Here is a 19,438-nt window from a genome sequence, read left to right on the forward strand (position 1 = left end):
AGACGGGTTTACTCAACCACGGCCAGGATATCATTCTGACGAACGATGGTCACTTCCTCGCCGTCCAGCTTCACCTGAGTGCCGGAATACTTGCTGGTAATGACCTTGTCGCCCACCTTCACGGTCATGACGACCTCCTTGCCGTCCACCATACCGCCGGGACCTACAGCGATGACCTCTGCCACTTCGGGCTTCTCCTTGGCGGCGCCGGTCAGGATGATGCCGCCCTTGGTGGTCTCCTCGGCCTCCACCAATTTTACGATCACACGGTCAGCCAGGGGTTTGAGTTTCATAACAAGTTCCTCCTTATATATGAGTTTTTTGAACTAACTTTCTCAGCGGTTTAGCACTCTTTTTATTTAAGTGCTAAATCTAACTATGATAATAACCGCTTTCTCAAAAAAAATCAACCCCTAAATCAAAAAAATTTGGGGTTGATTTTCTATAATTTACGTTTTGTTCACAAACATATGTCAAGAGTGCTAAACACAAGGGGCATAGCTCGCTCCAGCCGGGTAAAAGAAATTCACCTTTTTCTCTGACAGGCGGACGGTAAAAGTGGTGTCCCGCATGATCTCTCCATCCACTACCACGGTGATGGGTTCCCGGGCGGAGAAGGACACCTCCTGCCCGTGGTAGGCTCGAATCAGCGCGGGGTACTTCCAGTACAAGCCTTTCGCGTACTGGCCCGCCAGGCGCGCGAAGGTAGGCAGACTCACCTTGCCCACCCGCAGCACATCCAGCACGCCGTCGTCAGGCATGGCGTCGGCCACCGGCATAAAACCGCCCCCATAGTGCCGCCCATTGCAGATGCACAGGATGGCGGTGGGCTCCTGCGTCCAGCGGTCAGCCCCCATAGACACCGTCATGGGACGGCAGATTCCCCGTACAAGCACCTGCTCCGCCAGGGACAGCAGATAGGCCCATCGTCCGGAGACACCTTTCAATCGCTTGTATTTGTGTACTCCGGCGGCGATACGTGCGTCCACTCCGGCGCATATCACATCCAGCCCCAGCTTGCCGTTGCAGTCCATCAGGTCAAAGGCGGCCTGCGGCCCGGCCGCCAAAGCCTCGAGATTTGAAAAAATGCTGCGGTAGTTGGGCCCAAACAGTTTCAGAAAGTCGTTGCCCGTCCCCATGGGCACGTTGGTCACTGCCAGAAAATCGTGGCCCGCCGCCCCATTCACCACCTCGTTGAGAGTACCGTCACCTCCACAGGCGTAGATCCGAATGGGTTTCCCCAGAGCAGCGGCCGCCTCTGTCATTCGTCGGGCGTCCCCTTCTCTGGCGGTGTGGACTATCTTGCGAGGAAAAGGCAGTCTCTCCAGCAGCCGCTCCAGCGCCTCGGTACTATCCTTTTTCCCCGCAGCGGGGTTGATAATAAACAGATGGTCCATAGACACCTCCGAAACACCTCAGGGCAGCTCCCCAAAGCCCCAGATCAGCTGCTGCTCCACATAGCCTGCCCAGTGAAACTCCTCCAGCACGCACCGCTCCGGGAGGGAGCTCTCCAGCCCAAGCTCCGCCAGCAGGGAGGGACCTTCCTGGGGAATCCACAGTTGGTCCGCCGGGTCGGTACGCACCCAGAAGGTCTGGAAGCGGTCCGGGTCGTAGATGAGGATGATCTCCGCCAGAGCCGGGTCGCCCCCAGGGACAAAGAGGAATATTTTACAGGAGGGCAGGTCCGCCGGCCTGGCGGCAATCAGTTCCTCCGTCTTGTGCAGGAGGGCGGCCATCAGCGCCTTCCGGTCCTTCCCTCTGGGATGAAAAAAACGGTTGGCTCCCAGGTCCAGCCACTCCTCTCGAAAATCCTCTTCCGCCGGACACCAGTTGGGCTGGTACTCCTCTACCACCCGCAGAACCCTTTTCAGCTCCCGCCGATATCCCCGAAATTTTTTTATATGGTAAGGCATGACCCCTCCTATTTCATCCCGTACATAAACAGGTCGCACTTCAGCATCCCGTTATAGAGTTTTCGCTTCTTGTCCGCCTGCCGGCCGAAAGTCCGCTCAAACTCGGTGTGGGAGGACAAAAGGAAGAGCTTCCAGCCCTCTGGAAATTTGCTCCAGGCTCGGCCGAAGGCCCGGTACAACTCCTCCGCCTCCCGGCGCTCCATGATGCGCTCTCCGTAAGGCGGATTGGTGACCACCCGGCCATAGAGGCCGCCCCAGTGGAAGGTCCGGGCGTCGGCCGCCTCAAAGGATACGATGTCGTCCACCTCTGCCAGTTGAGCATTGTGCCGGGCCAGCTCCACGGCGGCGGGGTCCAGGTCGCCGCCCCAAATCTCATAATCCCCATCAAATTCCTGGTCCATGGCCTGGTCAGCCGCCTCCATCCAGAGCCGCTTGTCCAGCCACCCCCATTTTTGGGCGGAGAAGTACCTGTTCAGCCCCGGCGCCCGGTTTCGGGCAATCAAGGCAGCCTCGATGGGGATGGTGCCGCTGCCGCAGAAGGGGTCGCACAGGGGGTCCCGGCCTCTGTACCGGGACAGCAGGACCATGGCCGCCGCCAGCGTTTCCCGCAGGGGGGCAATCACCCCCTGGGCCCGGTAGCCCCTCTTGTGCAGCCCAGCGCCGGAGGTATCCAGCATCAGGGTGGCGGTATCCTTCATAATCGCGAACTGGATCTGGTACAGCGCCCCTGTTTCCGGCAGGGTATTCAAGCCGTAAGCCTCTCCCAGCCGGGCGGCCACCGACTTTTTCACGATGGATTGGCAGGCGGGCACCGAGTGGAGGGCGGAGTTGAGGGAGTGGCCCTTCACTGGAAACTGGCCCTCCCGAGGGATGAACCGCTCCCAGGGCAGGGCCCGCGTCCCTTCAAATAGAGCGTCAAAGTTTCCAGCCGGGAATGTCCCCAGCACTAGCAGAACCCGCTCCCCGGTACGCAGATTCAGATTCAGCCGGGGCAGGTCCCCCTCTGTTCCAGTACACAGCACCCGGCCATTTTCCGCCTGGACACTGGGCAGACCCAGCCTCCGGATCTCGTCAGCGCACAGCCCCTCCAGGCCAAACAGGGTGGGGACAGCAAAATTCAGCTCGCCCACAGGCAACACCTCTCCTCTCTTTTGTGGGTCCAGTATACCGTATCTGACGGTCTATGGCAAATTCTTTTTCTCCAAGCCGCCGGTGTAAAAAAGGGACAGGGCGATCTTCGCCCTGTCCCACATTTATCCCTGTCAAAGCGTCATAGGGGGATAGAAGGACACGCTCCCTATCCGCTCCAGTCCCACCTGGCGGGCCCGCAGAGCATACTCCTTCACGTCGCCGGTGGTATAGATGGTCAGTCCGCCCAATCTGTCGTCAGAGGCCAGCAACCGCTCTCCCTCCAGGTACTCCTTTAGGGCGCGGGCCATCTCCTCCGCGGGGTCGATGAGGGGCAGACCGGGATACAGGCGGCGGATGCTGTCCGCTACCAGGGGGTAATGGGTACAGCCCAGCACACAGCACTGGATGCCCTCCCGCACTATGCCGTCCATCTCCAGGCGCAGGTCCGCCTCCACCTCCGCCATGCCGGCAGGGTCCCCAAGGTTGTGCTCCACCAGCCGGGCCAGATCAGGACAGCCACAGCTGAGGACCACCAGCTTCTTGGGGCTGCGGGCCAATATCCCCTCCGGATAGCACCGGGAGTTGTGGGTAAAGACGGTGGAGATGACTCCTATCTTGTCTACACTCAGCCGTGCGGCGGCCTCCGCCCCCACCTGAACGGCGTTGAAGGTGGGGCAGGACACCTCCCCCTCACACTGTCCGATTACGCAGGAGATGGTATTGCAGGCCACCAGCAGGGCCTTCACATGATGATCCTCCATGAAGCGGAACATATACCGGGCCATGGCCACGATCTTGTCCTCTGGATGGTTCCCGTAGGGAATATGGGCGCCGTCCCCGAAATAGACCAGCTCCTCGCCTGGCAGCGTCCGCTGAACCTGCCGGACTACACTAAAGCCGCCGATGCCAGAGTCCAGGATTCCGATGGGGTCACTGGGATGGAACATAGACACACCTTCTTCTGCCGCCGGCGGGTTGCCGGCCGTCACCAGTGGATATTACCACAAACTGTCGGTCTGGTAAAGACGAAACTCCGCGGGGCGGTCAAGTTTTACCGCTCCGCGGAGATACCCTTCGTCACTCCACCCGGTTCAGCTCCCCGGTAAGCAGGTCCAGTTGATAAGCGCCGGTGTCCGTTGTGACGCGCCACACCGGGATCAGCTCCATGGGCCCGGACAGAGAGGTGACACTGATATAGCCCTGAACGATACTGTCCACCTGATTGCATACGTCGCCCAGCCCATTGAGGCCATTATAAAAGTAGACGAGCGCCGAGGCCACCGTAATGGGCCGCTGGTCCGTCCGCTCCACAGGGCTGCCCACCAGACGGCGGCCGGCGGTCATGGTCTCCAGCCCCTCCGAGCCCCATACCAGGGTAACCTGGTGGTTAAACAGGGGGATGCCCTCCCAGCTCTGGCGGACCGTCAGGGTATTCTCATCCCGTGCCGTTGTCTCTCCCTCGAACCCGATTTGGGTCAGGAGGTCCAGGCAACTCCTCTCCTGGTCCACACCCAGCGGGAAGCTGTCTGGCGATAATTCCGCCGAAAAGGATCCATCGCTGTGGAACTGGAGGGCGCCCGCCCCGTTTTGGTAGCGGTACACCCCGGCTCCTCTGGCCTGGACCACTACATCCTCCCCAAAAAGCTGGGTGGCCAAGCGGCTTTCCTCCTCCTGGTCCCGCTCCACGGTCTGGGGCCTGGGAACCATCTGGTCGTCGGGCAGTTGTCCCTCATGGATCTGTATCCCACGGTCAGTCAGGAAATCCACGGCCTGCTGGCGATTCTGCCTCTGGTTGGCGCTGTCCCGCCACTCCCGTTGGACCACAAAGAACAGTAAGCACAGATTGACCGCCGCGAGCATGATCAGGATGATGTTTTTCAGCTTGGACCATTCCATACCGTCAATCCTCCCGGCTGCCGGCGGCCACCCAGGTGGCGGACACGCTGTCCCCGCCGCCGTCCAGATAGGCCAGCATCAACTCATCCCCCTCCATCCCTTTGGCCGTGAGAGCCGCCGTGGCCTGGAGGGGCGGCATGACAGACCCACGCTCTCCGCTGGCTGTATAGCTGCGCAGCCGGAGCGTAAAGCGGTCTATCCTCCCGTTCTGGACCAAAAACTGGGCCGCACTCCCCTCGTCCAGTTGGACCGGCACCCCGTTCAGGCAGTATCCAAAGTCGATTTGCCAGCCCCCATCCACCTCTTGGACAGACATCAGATACAGTCTCGCCTCTCCCATACGGGGCGTCATAGCGTCCGCGGCCAGTCGGCGGCATGTCTCTACCGCTTCAAACAGGTCTGCCCCGGACAGGGGGAAATGGCCCACCCCGCCCCGGTCAGCCAGATAGGTTGCGATGCCCCGTTCAGTCAGCCGCAGGGTGTCGTTGCCGTTTCGGACCACCTGCTCCGTGCCCGCAGAGTAAAATACGCTGGAGCCCACCGAGAAGTCCAGGTCCTCCGCCAGAGCGGCAAGGGCGCTCTGCCCTCCGACAGCCGGATTGGCCGCCTGATAGATGACCGGATCCAGCCCCCCCTCTGTCAGCAGGGTATCCGGGTCCAGGTCCTGGTACAGATCGGTCTCAAAGGCGAAGCGGGCGCCGTTTGTCCCCATTCCGGTCAGCGCGCTTTCCAACTGCTGGGGCGTGACAACCTCCGTCAGACAGCGGTAGTAATATCCGTCCCGCTGGTCCTGGTAATAAAACGCCACTTGGTTCTGCCATAGGGACAGGACCAGTCGCCGGACATGGGCATCCAGCGCGCTCTCCTCACCGGACAGCCAGCCCACCAGCACTTGGAGGGGGATATCCCCCTGAAAATCGAAATAGACGCCAGGACAGGAGGTGAGCGCCTCCTCCCACTGGTAGCGGTTCACCCGCTCTGGCTGGCCCGCACTGGACAGCCCCTCGGCCAGCAGGCCGGCCACCTGTTGGAACAGGGCATCCGCCGCCCCTTGGTCATACTGAACTCCATAGCGGCCAGTCTCCATACCCGCCGTCAGATTGACCGCGATACGCAGGGGGCGGACCGCCTCGATCCGGCTACCCCCTTCCGTCTGTCCCATCTGGGTCTGGGGCATATCCTCCCGGAGAATATTGTGCAGCGGCTCCAGCATTCTGGTCTGGATCAGCAGCCAGACAGCGGAGCAGGTAAGAAACAAAATCAGCACATCCTTAGCCAGCTCCACAGCCCTTCGGTCAAACTTCCGCCTATCCATGGTCCGGCCCCTCGATCTTCAGCTCCAGCCGGAGTGCCAGGCCGGGGCCATCCTTGTCCTGGAGCTCCAGCAGCCCCTGGTGTCGGTTCACGATCTCCTTGGCGATAGACAGCCCCAATCCGGTCCCGCCGGACTGGCGGGACCGGGCCTTGTCCACCCGGTAGAACCGCTCAAAGATCCGGGACCGGTCCTCCGGTGGGATACCGATACCGTCGTCATCCACCACCATCCATACCCGGTCCTCTGTCCGGCCGGCGGAGATGGTAATATGGCCCCCGTCGGGGGTATATTTGATGGAATTGGACACGATATTCATCATAACCTGGAGCACCCGCTCCCGGTCAGCCACAATGGCGGGCAGCTCTGACTCCAGTTCCAGCTTCAGGGTGTGGGCATGGCGCTGGGCCTCCATATAGACTGCGTTGTACAAATCCTGGAGCGCCGCCTCGAAGGAGAAGCGGCCCAGCTTCAGATCGTCCCTGCCCGAGTCGAGGCGGGACAGGGTGAGCAGGTCCTGGACAATGTGGGTCATACGGTCGCTCTCGTTGAGGATAACCCCCAGGAATTTCTTTTCCATGGCGGGTGGGATGTCCTCGGCGCTCTCCGCCAGGGTCTCGGCATAGGATCGGATATTGGTCAGGGGGGTACGCAGCTCGTGGGACACATTGGCCACGAACTCCCGGCGCATCTCCTCGTTTTTCCGCTGGGCAGTCACATCGTGGATGACCACCAAGGCGCCGCCGCCCTCCCGGCCGCGATCAAAGGGGGCCAGCAGCAACTGGAGAAACCGGTCCCGGACCTGGAGCTCTCCCTCCAGATGGTCGGGGGCCTCCAGCACCTGATCTAGAGGGGCGATATCGCCAAAGAGCTGGCCATAGTCGCTCTCCGGCCCGATGTGCCGCAGTAGCATCTGGTCGGCGGCAGGGTTGGAGTGGATGACCTTTCCATCCCGGGAACAGGCCACCACGCCGTCGGTCATGTGGAGGAAGAGGGTATCCAGCTTGTTGCGCTCGTTCTCCACCTGGCGCAGAGTATCCTGGAGCTGGTCCGCCATGTCGTTGAAGGTATCGGTCAGCACTCCGATCTCATCCCGCGAGGCCACTTGGATCTTCCGGGAAAAGTCCCCTTCTGCCACCCGCATGGCCCCCTCCGTCAGCCGCTGTATAGGGGTAACCATCGTCTTGGACAGCAGGAAGGACAACAGCACCGAGATGACCAGGCCAAAGACCAGGGCCTCCATGATCAAGAGAAACATTTTCTCGGTCAGGCTGTTGGCAGTGGCCTTGTTGTCCAGGATGTAGATGACATAGCCCTCGTCCCCCCGGTGGATGGGGACGGCCAAGTCCATATAATCGGCGGCCAGATTGCTCTCATCCCCCACCTCGTTGGTCTCCAGCCCGGTATTCAGGGCAAAATTCAGGTTCTTGGTATATTCCAATACCTGGTTCTCCCCCTCAGGAGCCACCAGGCACACTCCATCGCTGTCCAGGATATACAGCTTGCGGTTGCGCCCGTCCACCCCCAGCACGCCGACATAGGCGTCCAACACATCGGCCATTCTCTCCGCACCGTTCTCCTCATCCGGAGTTTCGGTGGTCAGGTCGGACACCAGGCCGGGGTCGCTGAACACGTCGGACATCTGGCTATAAAAATCCTCCAGATAAAAGGCGGTCACAGAGTTGATCAGGAAGGCCCCCACCACCATCATCAGGGACAGGATCAGCAGCACCATGATCATGACCAACTTCATATGCAGACTACGCATGGGGCACCCCCTTTCGTCGGAACAAAGTCCGCTTTCCTCGGAACGCCCTGGCGGGCATTCCTCCCTCGCTCCCTTGTTCCTCCTCTCCGAACCGGACCCGCTTCGCTGGGCTCCGCTTCGGTCTGCCGCCTTCGGCGGCTTTCTCTCCCAAAGTCCGCTTTCCTCGGAACGCCCTGGCGGGCATTCCTCCCTCGCTCCCTTGTTCCTCCTCTCCGAACCGGACCCGCTTCGCTGGGCTCCGCTTCGGTCTGCCGCCTTCGGCGGCTTTCTCTCCCAAAGTCCGCTTTCCTCGGAACGCCCTGGCGGGCATTCCTCCCTCGCTCTTATGGGGCCGGCACTGTAATCTCACTCGCCGAAAAGATAGCCCATTCCCCGCTTGGTGCGGATGAACTCGGGGTTGGCCGGATCGTCCTCGATCTTCTCTCGTAAGCGGCGGATCGCCACGTCTACCGCCCGAACGTCGCCTACATAGCCCTCATAATTCCATACATGCTCCATCAGGGCCTCCCTCGAAAAGACCTTCCCGGGCTGGGCAGCCAGGAAACAGATCAGATCGTACTCTCTCTGGCTCAACTCCAAGGGGAGCCCATCCTTGAATACGGTGGCACGGTCCCGGTCAATATTGACTCTGCCCGCCTTAATCGTGCCAAGGCCGGATTGTGCCGCGGGGACAGCGGGGGACATGGCCACCCGCCGGATATTGGCCTTGACCCGGGCCAGCAGCTCCCGCATGGAGAAGGGCTTGGTGATATAGTCGTCCGCCCCCAGCTCCAGCCCCAGGACCTTGTCCGCTTCCTCCTCCCTGGCAGTGAGCATGATGATAGGGGCGGCAGACCCGCTCTCCCGCACCTTCCGGCACACCTCAAAGCCGTCCATTCCGGGCAGCATCAGATCCAGCAGGATCAGGTCCGGGTCATTTTCCAGGGCCAGCTGTAAGCCGGCGGGCCCGTCGTATGCCTCCAGGGTATCATAGCCCTCCCGGCTCAGGTTGAAGGACAGGATATCCACGATATTCTGTTCATCCTCTACAATCAAGATGGTTTTGCCCACAAGATCCCCTCCTTCTCTTTCTCACAAATGCCGCCGGTCTCTCACAGGCCCAGCAGCACCTTTACTTTCAGAGTGGTAGCCACGGTCTTCGCGTCTGTGATGGTGCCGTCCATCACCTGCTCCACCAGCTGCTGGAAAGGCATGGTGACCACATCCAGAAACTCGTCCTCATCCAGGTGCTGTTTTTTGCGTGTCAGCCCTTGGGCCAGATACATATGCAGAGCCTCGTCACAGAAGCCGGGCGACGCCAGGGTATAGCCCAGATATGTCCACTTTTCAGCCTCCAGCCCCGTCTCCTCGCTCAACTCCCGCTTTGCCCCCAGCAGACGGTCCTCCTCCGCCCCGTGGTCCAGCTTGCCCGCGGGCAGTTCCAGCAGCTCCTGCCGGATGGGGTAGCGGAACTGGCGGACCAGGCTCACGCTGTTGTCCCTGTCCAATGCCAGGACAGCCACCCCGCCCGGATGGTAGACGACCTCCCGGTCCGCCGTTTTCCCGTCGGGCAACTCCACCTGGTCCATGTCGACCCGGATGATCCTGCCCTGAAAGATCGTCTGGCTGCTTACCGTTCTCTCGGTCAGCTCCATGTCCTGTCCTCCTTCCGGCCCCTGCCGGGACCCATTTGAAATCAGTATACCACACAAGGGGGAACTGGTAAAGACGCAAGGTCTCTCTCCGCCGCAAAATTTCCCCATCGCCGCTGTACGAGGTAGTTAAAACATAGTATAATGAGTAAACAAACTGAAATGATAGGGGGCCTTTCCATGATTCGTCGCGCCGTTCCGTCCGATCTGCCGGACATTTTGGAGATCTACGCCATCGCCCGCCGCTTCATGGCACAGGCGGGCAACCCGGACCAGTGGCGGGATGTCTATCCACCGGAAGATCTGGTCCAGGACGATATCCGTCAGGGGTTTTGCCATGTCTGTGTCCTGGATGGCCGCATCCAGGGTGTCTTTGCCGCCATGTGCTGGGACGACCCGGATTACCAGGTCATTCAGGGTGCCTGGCTCAACGACCGGCCCTACTGGGCCGTCCACCGAGTAGCCAGCCGGGGAGAGGTCCGGGGCGTAGCCTCCCGGTGCCTCCTCTGGTGCCTGGAGCGGGGCGGCAGCGTACGCATCGACACCCACCCGGCCAACCGCCCCATGCAGCGGGTGTTAGACAAAAATGGCTTCACCTTGTGCGGCACCGTCTGGATGGAGGACGGCTCTCCCCGCCTGGCCTACCAACGTGAGGTCCCGGCGGGCTGGCGCTGGGACAGCGGGAAGGAGTGAGGGGCTTGTTTTCTCCCATCGATCTGGAGCGTTGGGACCGGCGGGCTATATTCGAGGAATTTCTCGGCCTTGACTGCAGCTTTGCTCTGACGCGAGAGCTGACTATCACCCGGTTCCATTCCTATGTCAAGGCCAGGGGCCTTCGATTTTATCCCTCCCTTGTCTGGGCGGTGGTCACCGCGGTCAACCAGCACAAGGAGTTCCGTATGGGGCTCGACCCACAAGGCCGTCCTGGATTCTATGATCTCGTCCATGCGGAGTATACGGTGCTGGACCGGCGCTCCCACAACATGGCCAGCCTGAACACGGAATATGACCGGGACTTTTCCGCCTTTTATCGCGCCATGTCAGCGGCTTTGGACCGCTTTGAAGCGGATGGGACGCTGACCGCCAGCCGGGAAGACTCTGTGCTGCTCTCCTGTGTCCCCTGGTTCTCCTACACCGGCCTCTCCTTTCAGATGAAAAGCAGTCTAAACTTCCTTCGCCCCATGTTTGTCTGGGGCAGATTTCAGGAGCGGCAGGGCAACATCATCCTGCCCTTTACCTTCCAGGTCCACCATGGGGCGGCGGACGGCTATCACTGCCATCTCTTTTTCCAGTCCCTGGAGCAAATCCTGGCAGAGCCCGATCATTTTCTGGCCTGGTCTGGCATGATGTGAATAAAGTCTCCTGTCAGACATTTTGTCCCATCTTGTACTTTGTCGTTGCAAGCGGGCCTCTTTTGTGCTATAAGTAACATATGTAACACTTTTCGGCAAAAGAGGTATAGTCGTGAAAATAAGTCAAGAAAAACGGGCCCGCTTGGCTTACGTAGCCCGCAGGTATTATCTGGAGGATCAGAAGCAGAGCGATATCGCCCGAGAGCTGGGGGTATCCCGTCCTCTCATCAGCCGGATGCTCTCTGACGCGCGGGAGCTGGGGGTGGTGGAGATCACCATCCATGAGCCTGGGGCGAAGGCGGCGAGTCTGCTGGACCGGCTCCGGCTGTCTAGTTCCATCCGGGGCGGTGTCCTGGTAGAGGACGGCGAGGACGACGACGCCACCAATCAGACCCTCTCCAAGGGGGCCGTTGAACTGCTGGGACAGCTCGGTGCCCATCGCCTGGGTGTGGGCTGGGGGCACTTGATCGGACAGTTGGTGACCTGGCTGGAAGAAAATCCTCAGCCCCACAGCGGCGTCACCGACATCTGCCCTCTGGTGGGCAACGCCAGTATCCCAGCCCGGAATTATCAGTCCAACGAAAACGTCCGGCTGATGGCCCAGCAGTTGGGTGCCGCCCCTCACTTTCTCTATCTTCCGGCCCTGCCCGACAGCCTGGAGGAAAAGCAGCTGCTCTGCTCCACGGAGGTCTATCGGCAGATCTACCAACAATGGGAACAGATCGATACCGCACTGGTCAACATTGGAAACTATCCCTCCAGTCCTGACTTCGCCTCCCTGGTTCGGTACGGCAGTCTGCTCCAGCACCACCGCGCCTGTGGGCGGATGCTGGCCTATTATTTCAATGAGGAGGGCAAGATAATCCAGTCGGAACAGGACTTCGCCATTCAGGTCCCCATAGACGTGCTGAGGCGATGCCCCAATCTCATCGGCGTGTGCTCGGCCAACACCAGTGTGCGGGCCTTGCGCGGTGCCCTCCAGTCCGGGTTTTTTACCCATCTTGTCGCCCGGACAGGCCTGGTCAAGGCCCTGCTGGAGCAATAAATAACATATGTAACTTCCCAGAGGAGAGCAACCTCCTCTGGGAAGTTTTATTTTTGTCTATTTCGTCTAATTTTTTTCGATTTCCTATGTAAATTATAGAGAAAAAACGTTTCATTATTGACCTTTGTTAATTTCTGCGATAGGATTTACGCACAGACGTAACCAATAAATCCAATGTAAACGGCGGGACCCTTTTGGTCACGCACAGAAGGAGGTGACATCGTGATGACGAAACGTGAGTTTCAGGATCGGCTGAAAAACGCCTGTGCCGCTGTCGCGGCGGCGGAGGCTGAATTGACCGAGATCGACTCCAAGTTCGGCGACGCCGACCACGGGCTTACTATGGCCAAGATCGCCGGAGCGATCTCCGCCGCGGTAGACGGGGCGGAAGGCGGAATCCAGTCGATGCTGGACGACGCGGCTACGGCTGTTATGGCGCTCAACGGCGGCAGTGCCGTCCCACTGTGGAACACCTGGTTGGACGGAATGCAGGAGGAGGCCCCCGAAGGAGACGAGATCGACGTGGCGGGCATTAAAGCCATCTTTGCCCGTGCCTTTACCGAGCTGGACGACATGTCCGGAGCGAAGGTGGGGGATAAGACCATGATGGACGCTCTGATCCCCGCCAGCCAGGCCATCGCCGCCTATCCTGGCAGCGACGAGAACGAGCTGTTCACTGCCGCCGCCCAGGCAGCGGTCCAGGGTGCGGAGGCTACCCGCCAGTTTGTTTCCAAATTCGGCCGGGCCAAGAGCTACGGCACACAGACCATCGGAACCCCGGACGCCGGGGCCGCTTCCATGGCCTATTTCTTCCAGGGTCTGGCCCAGATGTAAACGAATAATCCTCAATTTTGAACAGGAGGGATTCCATATGAAAATGAAAAAGTTTATCAATGCCCCTGAAACCATTACTGACGAGGAGCTGGTGGGCCTGGGCCTGGCTTACCCCGACATTCTAGACGTAGACGGCCACCTGGTAATCAGCAAGGACCTGGCAGACGCTGACCGGGTGACCATCGTCACCTATGGCGGTTCCGGCCACGAGCCTGCCCAAGCCGGCTTTGTCGGCAAGGGGATGCTGGATGTCCAGGCCGTGGGCGATATCTTTGCCGCTCCCAATGGCCAGCTGGTGTTCGACGCCATGAAGCTGGCTGACAAAGGCCATGGCGTACTGCTCCTCACCCTGAACTACGCCGGCGACCAGCTTGCCGGCAAGCAGGCTATCAAGCTGGCCAAGAAGGCGGGGCTGAACTTCCGCCAGGTAGTCACCGGCGAGGAGATCCAGTACGACCCCAACGGAGAGGACAACAAGCGCGGACTGGCTGGCGCTGTTGCCCTGTACCACATCGCCGCCGCCGCGGCCCGGGAGGGTAAGAGCCTGGACGAGGTGGCCGACATCGCCCAGCGCTATGCCGACAGCATGGCCTCTGTCACCGTCAAGTCCACCGACGCCACTCACCCCCAGAACGGGATGTCCTTCGGCGACCTGGGCGAGACCGACCTAATGGAGATCGGTGCCGGCCAGCACGGCGAGGGCGGCGGCGTCCGGGTGCCCATGATGTCCTCCAAGGACACGGTTGCCACCGTGGCTGAGGCCCTGTGCAAGAAGCTTGAGCTGAAGGAAGGGGACAAGGCCTTCGTTATGATCAACGGCTGTGGCGCCACCACCATGATGGAGATGCTGGTGCTGTTTAAAGACACCGTGGAGTTCCTGAAGGCCAAGGGCGTGGAAGTGGTGGCCAGCATGGTGGGCGAGATCCTCACCGTTCAGGAGGCCGGCGGCTTCCAGATGAACATCGCCAAGTGGGACGAGGAGTTCATCCGCCTGTGGAACACTCCCTGCCACACCCCCGCTTACAGCAAGGAGTAAGATATGGCTGACAACATCGGAAACAAGGCCGCCCACGACTACCACCTGGACATCCCCCAGGTCCAGGAGGGATTCTTTGTCAAAGGCGCTTCCCACTGCGACTGGGGCATGAAAAACCGCATGGCCCGCCTATTTGACCCCAAGTCGGGCAACACCGTCATGCTGGCCTTTGACCACGGCTATATCATGGGCCCTACCGCCGGACTGGAGCGCATCGACCTGGTCATCCCGCCCCTCATCCCCCATGTCAACGTGCTCATGGGCACCAAGGGCGTCATCCGCTCCTGCGTCTCCCCCGCTAACCAGGTAGCCAAGTGCGTCCGGGTGACCTATGACACCACCGTCCTGTTTGACGAGATGTCCAACGGCGGCGGTTTCGCCTGTGATATGGAAAACGCCATTCGCATGAACGCAGATTGCGTGGCGGTGCAGACCTTTATTGGCGCCCCCGGAGAGTCCCGCTCTCTGGAGCTGCTGTGCCGCACCGCTGACGCCGGCACCCGCTACGGCATACCCACCTTGGGTGTGGTGGCCGTAGGCAAGCAGATGGAGCGTACGGAAAAATTCTTCCAACTGGCCACCCGCGTGCTGGCCGAGAACGGCGCCAACCTCGTCAAGAGCTACTACTGCGACGGGTTCGAGCGGGTGGCCGCCGCCTGCCCGGTGCCCATCGTCATCGCCGGCGGCAAGAAGCTGCCCGAGCTGGAGGCCCTGGAGATGGCCTACAAGGCCATCCAGGAGGGGGCCCACGGGGTGGACATGGGCCGCAACATCTTCCAGTCCGACTGCCCCGCCGGCATGGCCCAGGCCATCGGCAAGGTGGTCCACGAGGGCTATACCCCCCAGCAGGCCTACGAGGTGTATGAGACCGTCAAACACGCCTAAGTTTTGAATACAAATAGGATAGGAGGAACTCTTATGTCCGCTGAGTATATGCACATTGGTATCCCCATCACTAACCGTAAGCCCAATATGACATACAACGAGGGCGCCAAGTTCTGGGTCAGCAACGTGGACGACTACGACTACAAGATCGAGTATCTGAAGTTTGAGGAGGGCACCCCATTCCCCGAGGTGCTCCACCACCTCCCCCATGTGGCCTATAAGGTGGACGACCTGGAGAAGTACATCGCCGACGCCGACAGCGTCATCTGTGGTCCTATGGACGCCAATGGCAAGGGGGACCGGCTGGCCTTTGTCTGGAAGGATGGGGCGGTCTTGGAGCTGTATCAGGAGGCCTGAGCCCCGCCGGGCTCTGGGGTGATTGCCTTCTCTGGCAGTCTTTTTACTTCTGAACTTTTTCTATTTTATATCATAAAAGATATCCCAAATAGAAACTCCCACCCTGTCATAGGGCGGGAGTTTCTATTTGGTTTTCGTCCCTGCAGGCGCCGCCGGCCTTCCCCTGGGCTGCGGGGGGCAGTCCCCTTCACGGCTATGCCGGCGGGTCCTCTTTCTTTTCCGATCCTCATGTCATGCGGGTAAAGCTCCCCTTCCGAAAATTCTTCGCTCCGCTCCGAATTTATGCCATTGAAGCGCCCACCCTGACTGCCAGCCAAACAATGTCCGCCCCTTTCGGGGCGGACATTGTAATCACCTTATTCTTCAGCCATGGCCTTGGCAGCGGCGATGGCCTTCTCCTGAGCCGCAGGGGGACAGTCCTCGTAGCGGACAAAGTGGAACACATAGGAGCCGCGGGATTGAGTCATCGCCCGCAGGTCAATCGCATAGGATGTCATTTCAGCCATGGGTACCTCGGCCTCGATCACCTGCTCGCCGCCCTCAGTGGGGGTCATGCCCATGACACGGCCTCGGCGCTTGTTCAAATCGCCGATGACATCGCCCATGTAACTGTCAGGCACGGTGACCTTCAGCTCACCCACAGGCTCCAGCAGCACAGGGTTGGCCTCAGGCATAGCCGCCTTATAGGCCAGCTGGGCAGCGGTCTTGAAGGCGATTTCAGAGGAGTCCACAGGGTGGTAGCTTCCATCATACAGCACGGCCTTCAGGTTGACCACTGGATAGCCGGCCAGGGGGCCGTGGACGCAGGCCTCACGCAGACCCTTCTCCACAGCGGGGAAGAAGTTTTTGGGCACGGAGCCGCCGAAGACCTCCTCGGCAAAGACCATCTCTTCCTCCTCCAGGTTGGGCTCAAAGCGGATCCATACGTCACCAAACTGTCCGGAGCCGCCGGTCTGCTTCTTGTGCCGGCCCTGCTTCTGGACCGTCTTGCGAATTTTCTCCCGGTAGGGCACGCGGGGCGCCTTCAATTCAGCATCCACGTTGAAACGGCTTTTCAGCTTGGAAACCAGCACGTCTACCTGGATGTCACCGGCGGCGTAGATGACCATCTGGTGGGTCTCGGCGTTGTTCACCACATAGAAGGAGGGATCTTCCTCATTCAGCCGGTTCAGGCCCTGAGCCACCTTGTCCTCCTGCCCCCGGGTCTTGGGGGCGATGGCCACGGAGTAACAGGCCTCAGCGAAGGGAATCTGCTTCAGGGCTACCACCTTCCGGGGGTCACACAGGGTATCGCCGGTCTTGACTTTCTCCATCTTGCCGATGGCGCCGATGTCGCCGCAGCCCAGCTCCTTGACCTCCTCGGCCTTCTTGCCCCGCATAACATACAGGCGGCCCAGCTTCTCGCTGGCGCCAGTGCGGGCGTTGACCAATGTCAAATCGGAGGTGATGACGCCGGACAACACCTTGATATAGGAGTACTTGCCGTACTGGTCGGACACGGTCTTAAACACAAAAGCGGTGGGCACGCCGCCGGGGGACACCACGAAGGGCTCGGTCTCGCCGTCCTGACGGGTGGCCTTGTGGTAGTTACCTTCCATGGGGTTAGGCAGCAGATCCACAATATAGTCCATCAGCATCAGAGAACCCATAGTGTTGACGGCGGAACCGCACAGCACGGGGAACAGAGACAGCTCCCGCACGCCTTGACGCAGGCCCTGGATCATCTCAGCGTATGTGAAATCCTCTCCGCCGAAGAATTTGTCCATAAACTCCTCGCTGGTCTCGGCCACAGACTCCTTCAGCGCATCGTTAAACTCGGTGATGACCGCCTCCTTGCCCTCAGGAATGTCGATCTCCACCCGCTTGCCGTTCTGCATCTCATAGGCCCGCTTGTTCAGCACGTCGATGATACCGGTGACTTTCTTGCCCTCATTCCAAATGGGGACCACCACGGGGGCAATCTTGTTGCCGTACTTCTCACGCAGGGCCTCAAAGGTGGCGTTGTAGTCGGAGTTCTCCTCGTCCGTCTTGGAGATGTAGATGAAGCGGGGCATATTCCGCTCCTCGCAGTATTTCCACGCCTTCTCCAGTCCCACGGAGATGCCGTCCTTGGCGGAGCAGACGATGATAGCGGCATCAGCGGCCCGCAGGGCTTCCATCACCTCACCGGCAAAGTCGAAGCCACCGGGGGCGTCCAGCACATTGATCTTACAGCCCTTGTACTCCAGGGGAGCGACCGCCAGAGAGATGGAGATCTGACGCTTGACTTCCTCCGGGTCATAGTCACAGACCGTATTCCCGTCCACAGACTTGCCCATCCGGTCCAGGGCGCCAGTCATATAAAGCAGGCTCTCCGCCAGAGCGGTCTTTCCGCTCCCGCCGTGGCCCAGCAGGCAGACATTTCGGATGTTTTGTACAGAATAGCTCATAATCTTGTTTCCACTCCTTATGTGTTGGACTATTGCTCCGCCCCTGTGAGGCGTTACATGCTGTTAGTCATTATACATTAAATTCGTCTCTCTGACAACTGTTTTTTTGGCATGGGAGCAGCTCTTTCCCCAGTGCCCGCCGGGAGGTCTCACTATTTTTCGTGAAAAGTGCCCAAATCGTCTAAAATCCTCCATTTTCTCCCGCGTTCTCCAGAAATGGCAAAAAAATGGCCTCCGGTCGAAACCGGAGGTCATAAATCAAAGTGTGTCACTGTCCTTCAAGCAGCACCAGGGCGCAGAGCTGGTCCTGATCCGTTTGGCCCGCCAGCGCGCTGCCGCTCTCCTCCTGCTGGGCCAGGGCAGCCAGCCCCTCTAGCTGGGCCGCTGTAATAAAACAGCAGGGGCGGCCGGCCTCATCGGTCAGCCACTCTGGGGTCTCACCCAGAACATCCTCCCAGCCCTCGGGCAGACGGTCCAGGGTAAGCACCGCGGCCACCGTCTGGCCCGCTACCTCATACATCGGGCCGGGGGCAGTCTGGAGCATCGAGGGAGTCCCATTCCCAGAGACGTTTTCCTCCGGAACACCTCTCTCCAATGTGTCCACCTTGGAGGCCCCTACATCGGATGGCTCCTGTTCCCGCGATTCCGAGCGGAGGTCGGGCGACACTCCGCTGTCTGGCGCGGGGGACTGTGCGCTCTCGTCCAGCTCCGCCCCATAGGGGGAAATATCCGTTTGTCCACCCGGTTCGCTTCTCTCTTGGCCCTCCGCCCCACTGTTCTCCGACTCCGCGCTCTGGGGATCATCGGCTTCGAACAGGCTGATATTCACCTGGGGCTCCTCCTGCCACAGATCCGTGGCGCTCGCAACGCTTAACTGATTGTCGGCGGCCCGGTCCCACAGGCCCCCGCGGTACAGGCCGATACACAGGGCGGCGCAGGCGGCCAGTCCGGCCAGCGCCTTGAACTGGGGCCGCTTAAATAAGGGGACCACCTTTGGCCTGGACTGCTCTGCCCGAACTCGGTCCATGACGCCCTGAGTGAATCCCTCAGGGGCAGGGATATCCTCTAAGCCCTGGAACGAGTCGTGCAGAGCGGCAAGCCGCTCCTCAATGGCCCGGCAAGTGGGGCATTGATCCAAATGCTCCTCCAGCTCCCGTTCCTCTTCGTCGGACAGCTGCCCGTCCAGATGGGCGGAGATCCACTCCAGATATGTTTCGCAATTTTCCATGCCGGGTCACCTCCCTTCTGTTCCTTTCGATGGTTTAGACGTGGGCGAATCGGAAAAGTTCCCATCTTCCAGCAAAATTTTTCGCAGGGCCAGCCGGGCCCGGGCGATGCGGGATTTTACGGTCCCCAGATCCAGGGCCAGGGCGTCACCGATCTCCTGATAGCTCAGTCCGGACAGCTCCCGCATAACCAGCACCTGCCGGTGGTGGTCAGGCAACCGCTCCAGCCCCTGGGACACCGCCCGGTTCAGCTCCGCCCTCTCCAACTGGCGGTGTGGGTCCTGCTCCCAATCGGCAGGCTCTGTCCAGGAAAGCTCCTCATCATCGATGGACTGAACCGGCGCCACCTCCCGGCGGCGGGCCTGCCTTCGCAAGAAGTCGATACACACGTTGGTGGCCAGCCGATAGACCCAGGTGGAGAAGCTGCTCTCCCCCTGGAAGGACGGCAGGGCCTGCCATGCCCTCAGGAATGCCTCCTGGGCCAAGTCAGCTCCCTCCTCCCGGTCCCCTGTCAGCCGCACGCACAGGGAGTAGACCTTATTCTGATTGTCCACCACCAGCCGCTCAAAAGCAGTCTGGTCGCCGGCTTTGGCCCTTTCCACAAGGTCCTGGTCGGACATCTC

At 60.2% G+C, this 19,438-nt stretch carries 21 protein-coding genes; 7 read left to right on the forward strand and 14 right to left on the reverse strand.

Going from position 1 to position 19,438, the window contains the following annotated elements:
* Window positions 1-8: 8 nt before the first annotated feature.
* From H8S11_RS04100 to H8S11_RS04150, 11 genes are all read right to left on the reverse strand, one after another.
* Entirely contained in the window at window positions 9-293 is a 285-nt protein-coding gene (locus H8S11_RS04100) for a co-chaperone GroES (protein WP_023347701.1), read from the reverse strand.
* A 189-nt stretch (window positions 294-482) separates the two neighbouring features.
* A complete protein-coding gene (locus tag H8S11_RS04105; RefSeq protein WP_186852280.1) occupies window positions 483-1,397 on the reverse strand; it encodes a diacylglycerol/lipid kinase family protein in 915 nt (304 codons plus the stop codon).
* Window positions 1,398-1,415: 18 nt separating this feature from the next.
* Window positions 1,416-1,913 (reverse strand): DUF3916 domain-containing protein, encoded by a 498-nt coding sequence (locus tag H8S11_RS04110; RefSeq protein ID WP_186852281.1) that lies wholly within the window; start codon window positions 1,911-1,913, stop codon window positions 1,416-1,418.
* 8 nt (window positions 1,914-1,921) lie between these two features.
* Complete coding sequence (locus H8S11_RS04115; RefSeq protein ID WP_340405365.1) at window positions 1,922-3,043, reverse strand: THUMP domain-containing class I SAM-dependent RNA methyltransferase; 1,122 nt, start codon at window positions 3,041-3,043, stop codon at window positions 1,922-1,924.
* A 132-nt stretch (window positions 3,044-3,175) separates the two neighbouring features.
* Window positions 3,176-3,991: a glutamate racemase gene (locus tag H8S11_RS04120; protein ID WP_186852282.1), complete on the reverse strand. Its 816-nt coding sequence runs from the start codon at window positions 3,989-3,991 to the stop codon at window positions 3,176-3,178.
* Between the two features lie 130 nt (window positions 3,992-4,121).
* On the reverse strand, window positions 4,122-4,940 hold the full coding sequence (locus H8S11_RS04125) for a two-component system regulatory protein YycI (RefSeq protein ID WP_186852283.1): 819 nt from the start codon (window positions 4,938-4,940) through the stop codon (window positions 4,122-4,124).
* A gap of 4 nt (window positions 4,941-4,944) precedes the next feature.
* The gene (locus H8S11_RS04130; protein WP_186852284.1) at window positions 4,945-6,255 is read right to left on the reverse strand and encodes a hypothetical protein; all 1,311 of its coding nucleotides are present in this window, start codon (window positions 6,253-6,255) and stop codon (window positions 4,945-4,947) included.
* A complete protein-coding gene (locus tag H8S11_RS04135) occupies window positions 6,248-8,020 on the reverse strand; it encodes an ATP-binding protein (protein WP_240288626.1) in 1,773 nt (590 codons plus the stop codon). Before H8S11_RS04135 ends, H8S11_RS04130 begins: the two co-directional genes overlap by 8 nt.
* On the reverse strand, window positions 8,013-8,297 hold the full coding sequence (locus H8S11_RS04140) for a hypothetical protein (protein ID WP_186852285.1): 285 nt from the start codon (window positions 8,295-8,297) through the stop codon (window positions 8,013-8,015). The genes H8S11_RS04135 and H8S11_RS04140 overlap by 8 nt, the downstream gene beginning before the upstream one ends.
* Window positions 8,298-8,365: 68 nt before the next feature.
* A complete protein-coding gene (locus tag H8S11_RS04145) occupies window positions 8,366-9,070 on the reverse strand; it encodes a response regulator (RefSeq protein WP_147572668.1) in 705 nt (234 codons plus the stop codon).
* Between the two features lie 41 nt (window positions 9,071-9,111).
* Complete coding sequence (locus H8S11_RS04150) at window positions 9,112-9,654, reverse strand: NUDIX domain-containing protein (protein ID WP_147572670.1); 543 nt, start codon at window positions 9,652-9,654, stop codon at window positions 9,112-9,114.
* 177 nt (window positions 9,655-9,831) lie between these two features.
* Here H8S11_RS04150 and H8S11_RS04155 point away from each other — a divergent pair, with 177 nt between their 5' ends.
* The 7 genes from H8S11_RS04155 (at window position 9,832) to H8S11_RS04185 (ending at window position 15,160) form a co-directional block, all read left to right on the forward strand.
* On the forward strand, window positions 9,832-10,344 hold the full coding sequence (locus H8S11_RS04155; RefSeq protein ID WP_186852286.1) for a GNAT family N-acetyltransferase: 513 nt from the start codon (window positions 9,832-9,834) through the stop codon (window positions 10,342-10,344).
* A 5-nt stretch (window positions 10,345-10,349) separates the two neighbouring features.
* Window positions 10,350-11,003, forward strand: coding sequence for a CatA-like O-acetyltransferase (locus H8S11_RS04160; protein WP_186852287.1), 654 nt, complete (start codon window positions 10,350-10,352; stop codon window positions 11,001-11,003).
* A 112-nt stretch (window positions 11,004-11,115) separates the two neighbouring features.
* Window positions 11,116-12,048: a sugar-binding transcriptional regulator gene (locus tag H8S11_RS04165; protein ID WP_186852288.1), complete on the forward strand. Its 933-nt coding sequence runs from the start codon at window positions 11,116-11,118 to the stop codon at window positions 12,046-12,048.
* Window positions 12,049-12,273: 225 nt separating this feature from the next.
* Complete coding sequence (locus H8S11_RS04170) at window positions 12,274-12,882, forward strand: DAK2 domain-containing protein (RefSeq protein ID WP_186852438.1); 609 nt, start codon at window positions 12,274-12,276, stop codon at window positions 12,880-12,882.
* 37 nt (window positions 12,883-12,919) lie between these two features.
* On the forward strand, window positions 12,920-13,918 hold the full coding sequence (locus H8S11_RS04175; RefSeq protein WP_147572678.1) for a dihydroxyacetone kinase subunit DhaK: 999 nt from the start codon (window positions 12,920-12,922) through the stop codon (window positions 13,916-13,918).
* Window positions 13,919-13,921: 3 nt separating this feature from the next.
* Window positions 13,922-14,803, forward strand: a complete 882-nt coding sequence (gene lsrF, locus H8S11_RS04180) for a 3-hydroxy-5-phosphonooxypentane-2,4-dione thiolase (RefSeq protein WP_186852289.1) — start codon at window positions 13,922-13,924, stop codon at window positions 14,801-14,803.
* A gap of 33 nt (window positions 14,804-14,836) precedes the next feature.
* Window positions 14,837-15,160: a VOC family protein gene (locus H8S11_RS04185; RefSeq protein ID WP_186852290.1), complete on the forward strand. Its 324-nt coding sequence runs from the start codon at window positions 14,837-14,839 to the stop codon at window positions 15,158-15,160.
* Window positions 15,161-15,516: 356 nt separating this feature from the next.
* Here the strand turns inward: H8S11_RS04185 and H8S11_RS04190 are convergent, their stop codons facing one another.
* The 3 genes from H8S11_RS04190 to H8S11_RS04200 all read right to left on the reverse strand — a co-directional run bounded on the left by H8S11_RS04190 (window position 15,517) and on the right by H8S11_RS04200 (window position 19,435).
* Entirely contained in the window at window positions 15,517-17,589 is a 2,073-nt protein-coding gene (locus H8S11_RS04190; protein ID WP_147572684.1) for an elongation factor G, read from the reverse strand.
* Between the two features lie 268 nt (window positions 17,590-17,857).
* Window positions 17,858-18,817, reverse strand: coding sequence for an anti-sigma factor family protein (locus H8S11_RS04195; protein ID WP_186852291.1), 960 nt, complete (start codon window positions 18,815-18,817; stop codon window positions 17,858-17,860).
* Between the two features lie 6 nt (window positions 18,818-18,823).
* Window positions 18,824-19,435 (reverse strand): RNA polymerase sigma factor, encoded by a 612-nt coding sequence (locus H8S11_RS04200; protein WP_186852292.1) that lies wholly within the window; start codon window positions 19,433-19,435, stop codon window positions 18,824-18,826.
* Between the last annotated feature and the right edge of the window lie 3 nt (window positions 19,436-19,438).

The sequence above is a fragment of the Flintibacter hominis genome (genome assembly GCF_014287965.1).
Taxonomy (GTDB): Bacteria; Bacillota; Clostridia; order Oscillospirales; family Oscillospiraceae; genus Lawsonibacter; species Lawsonibacter aceti.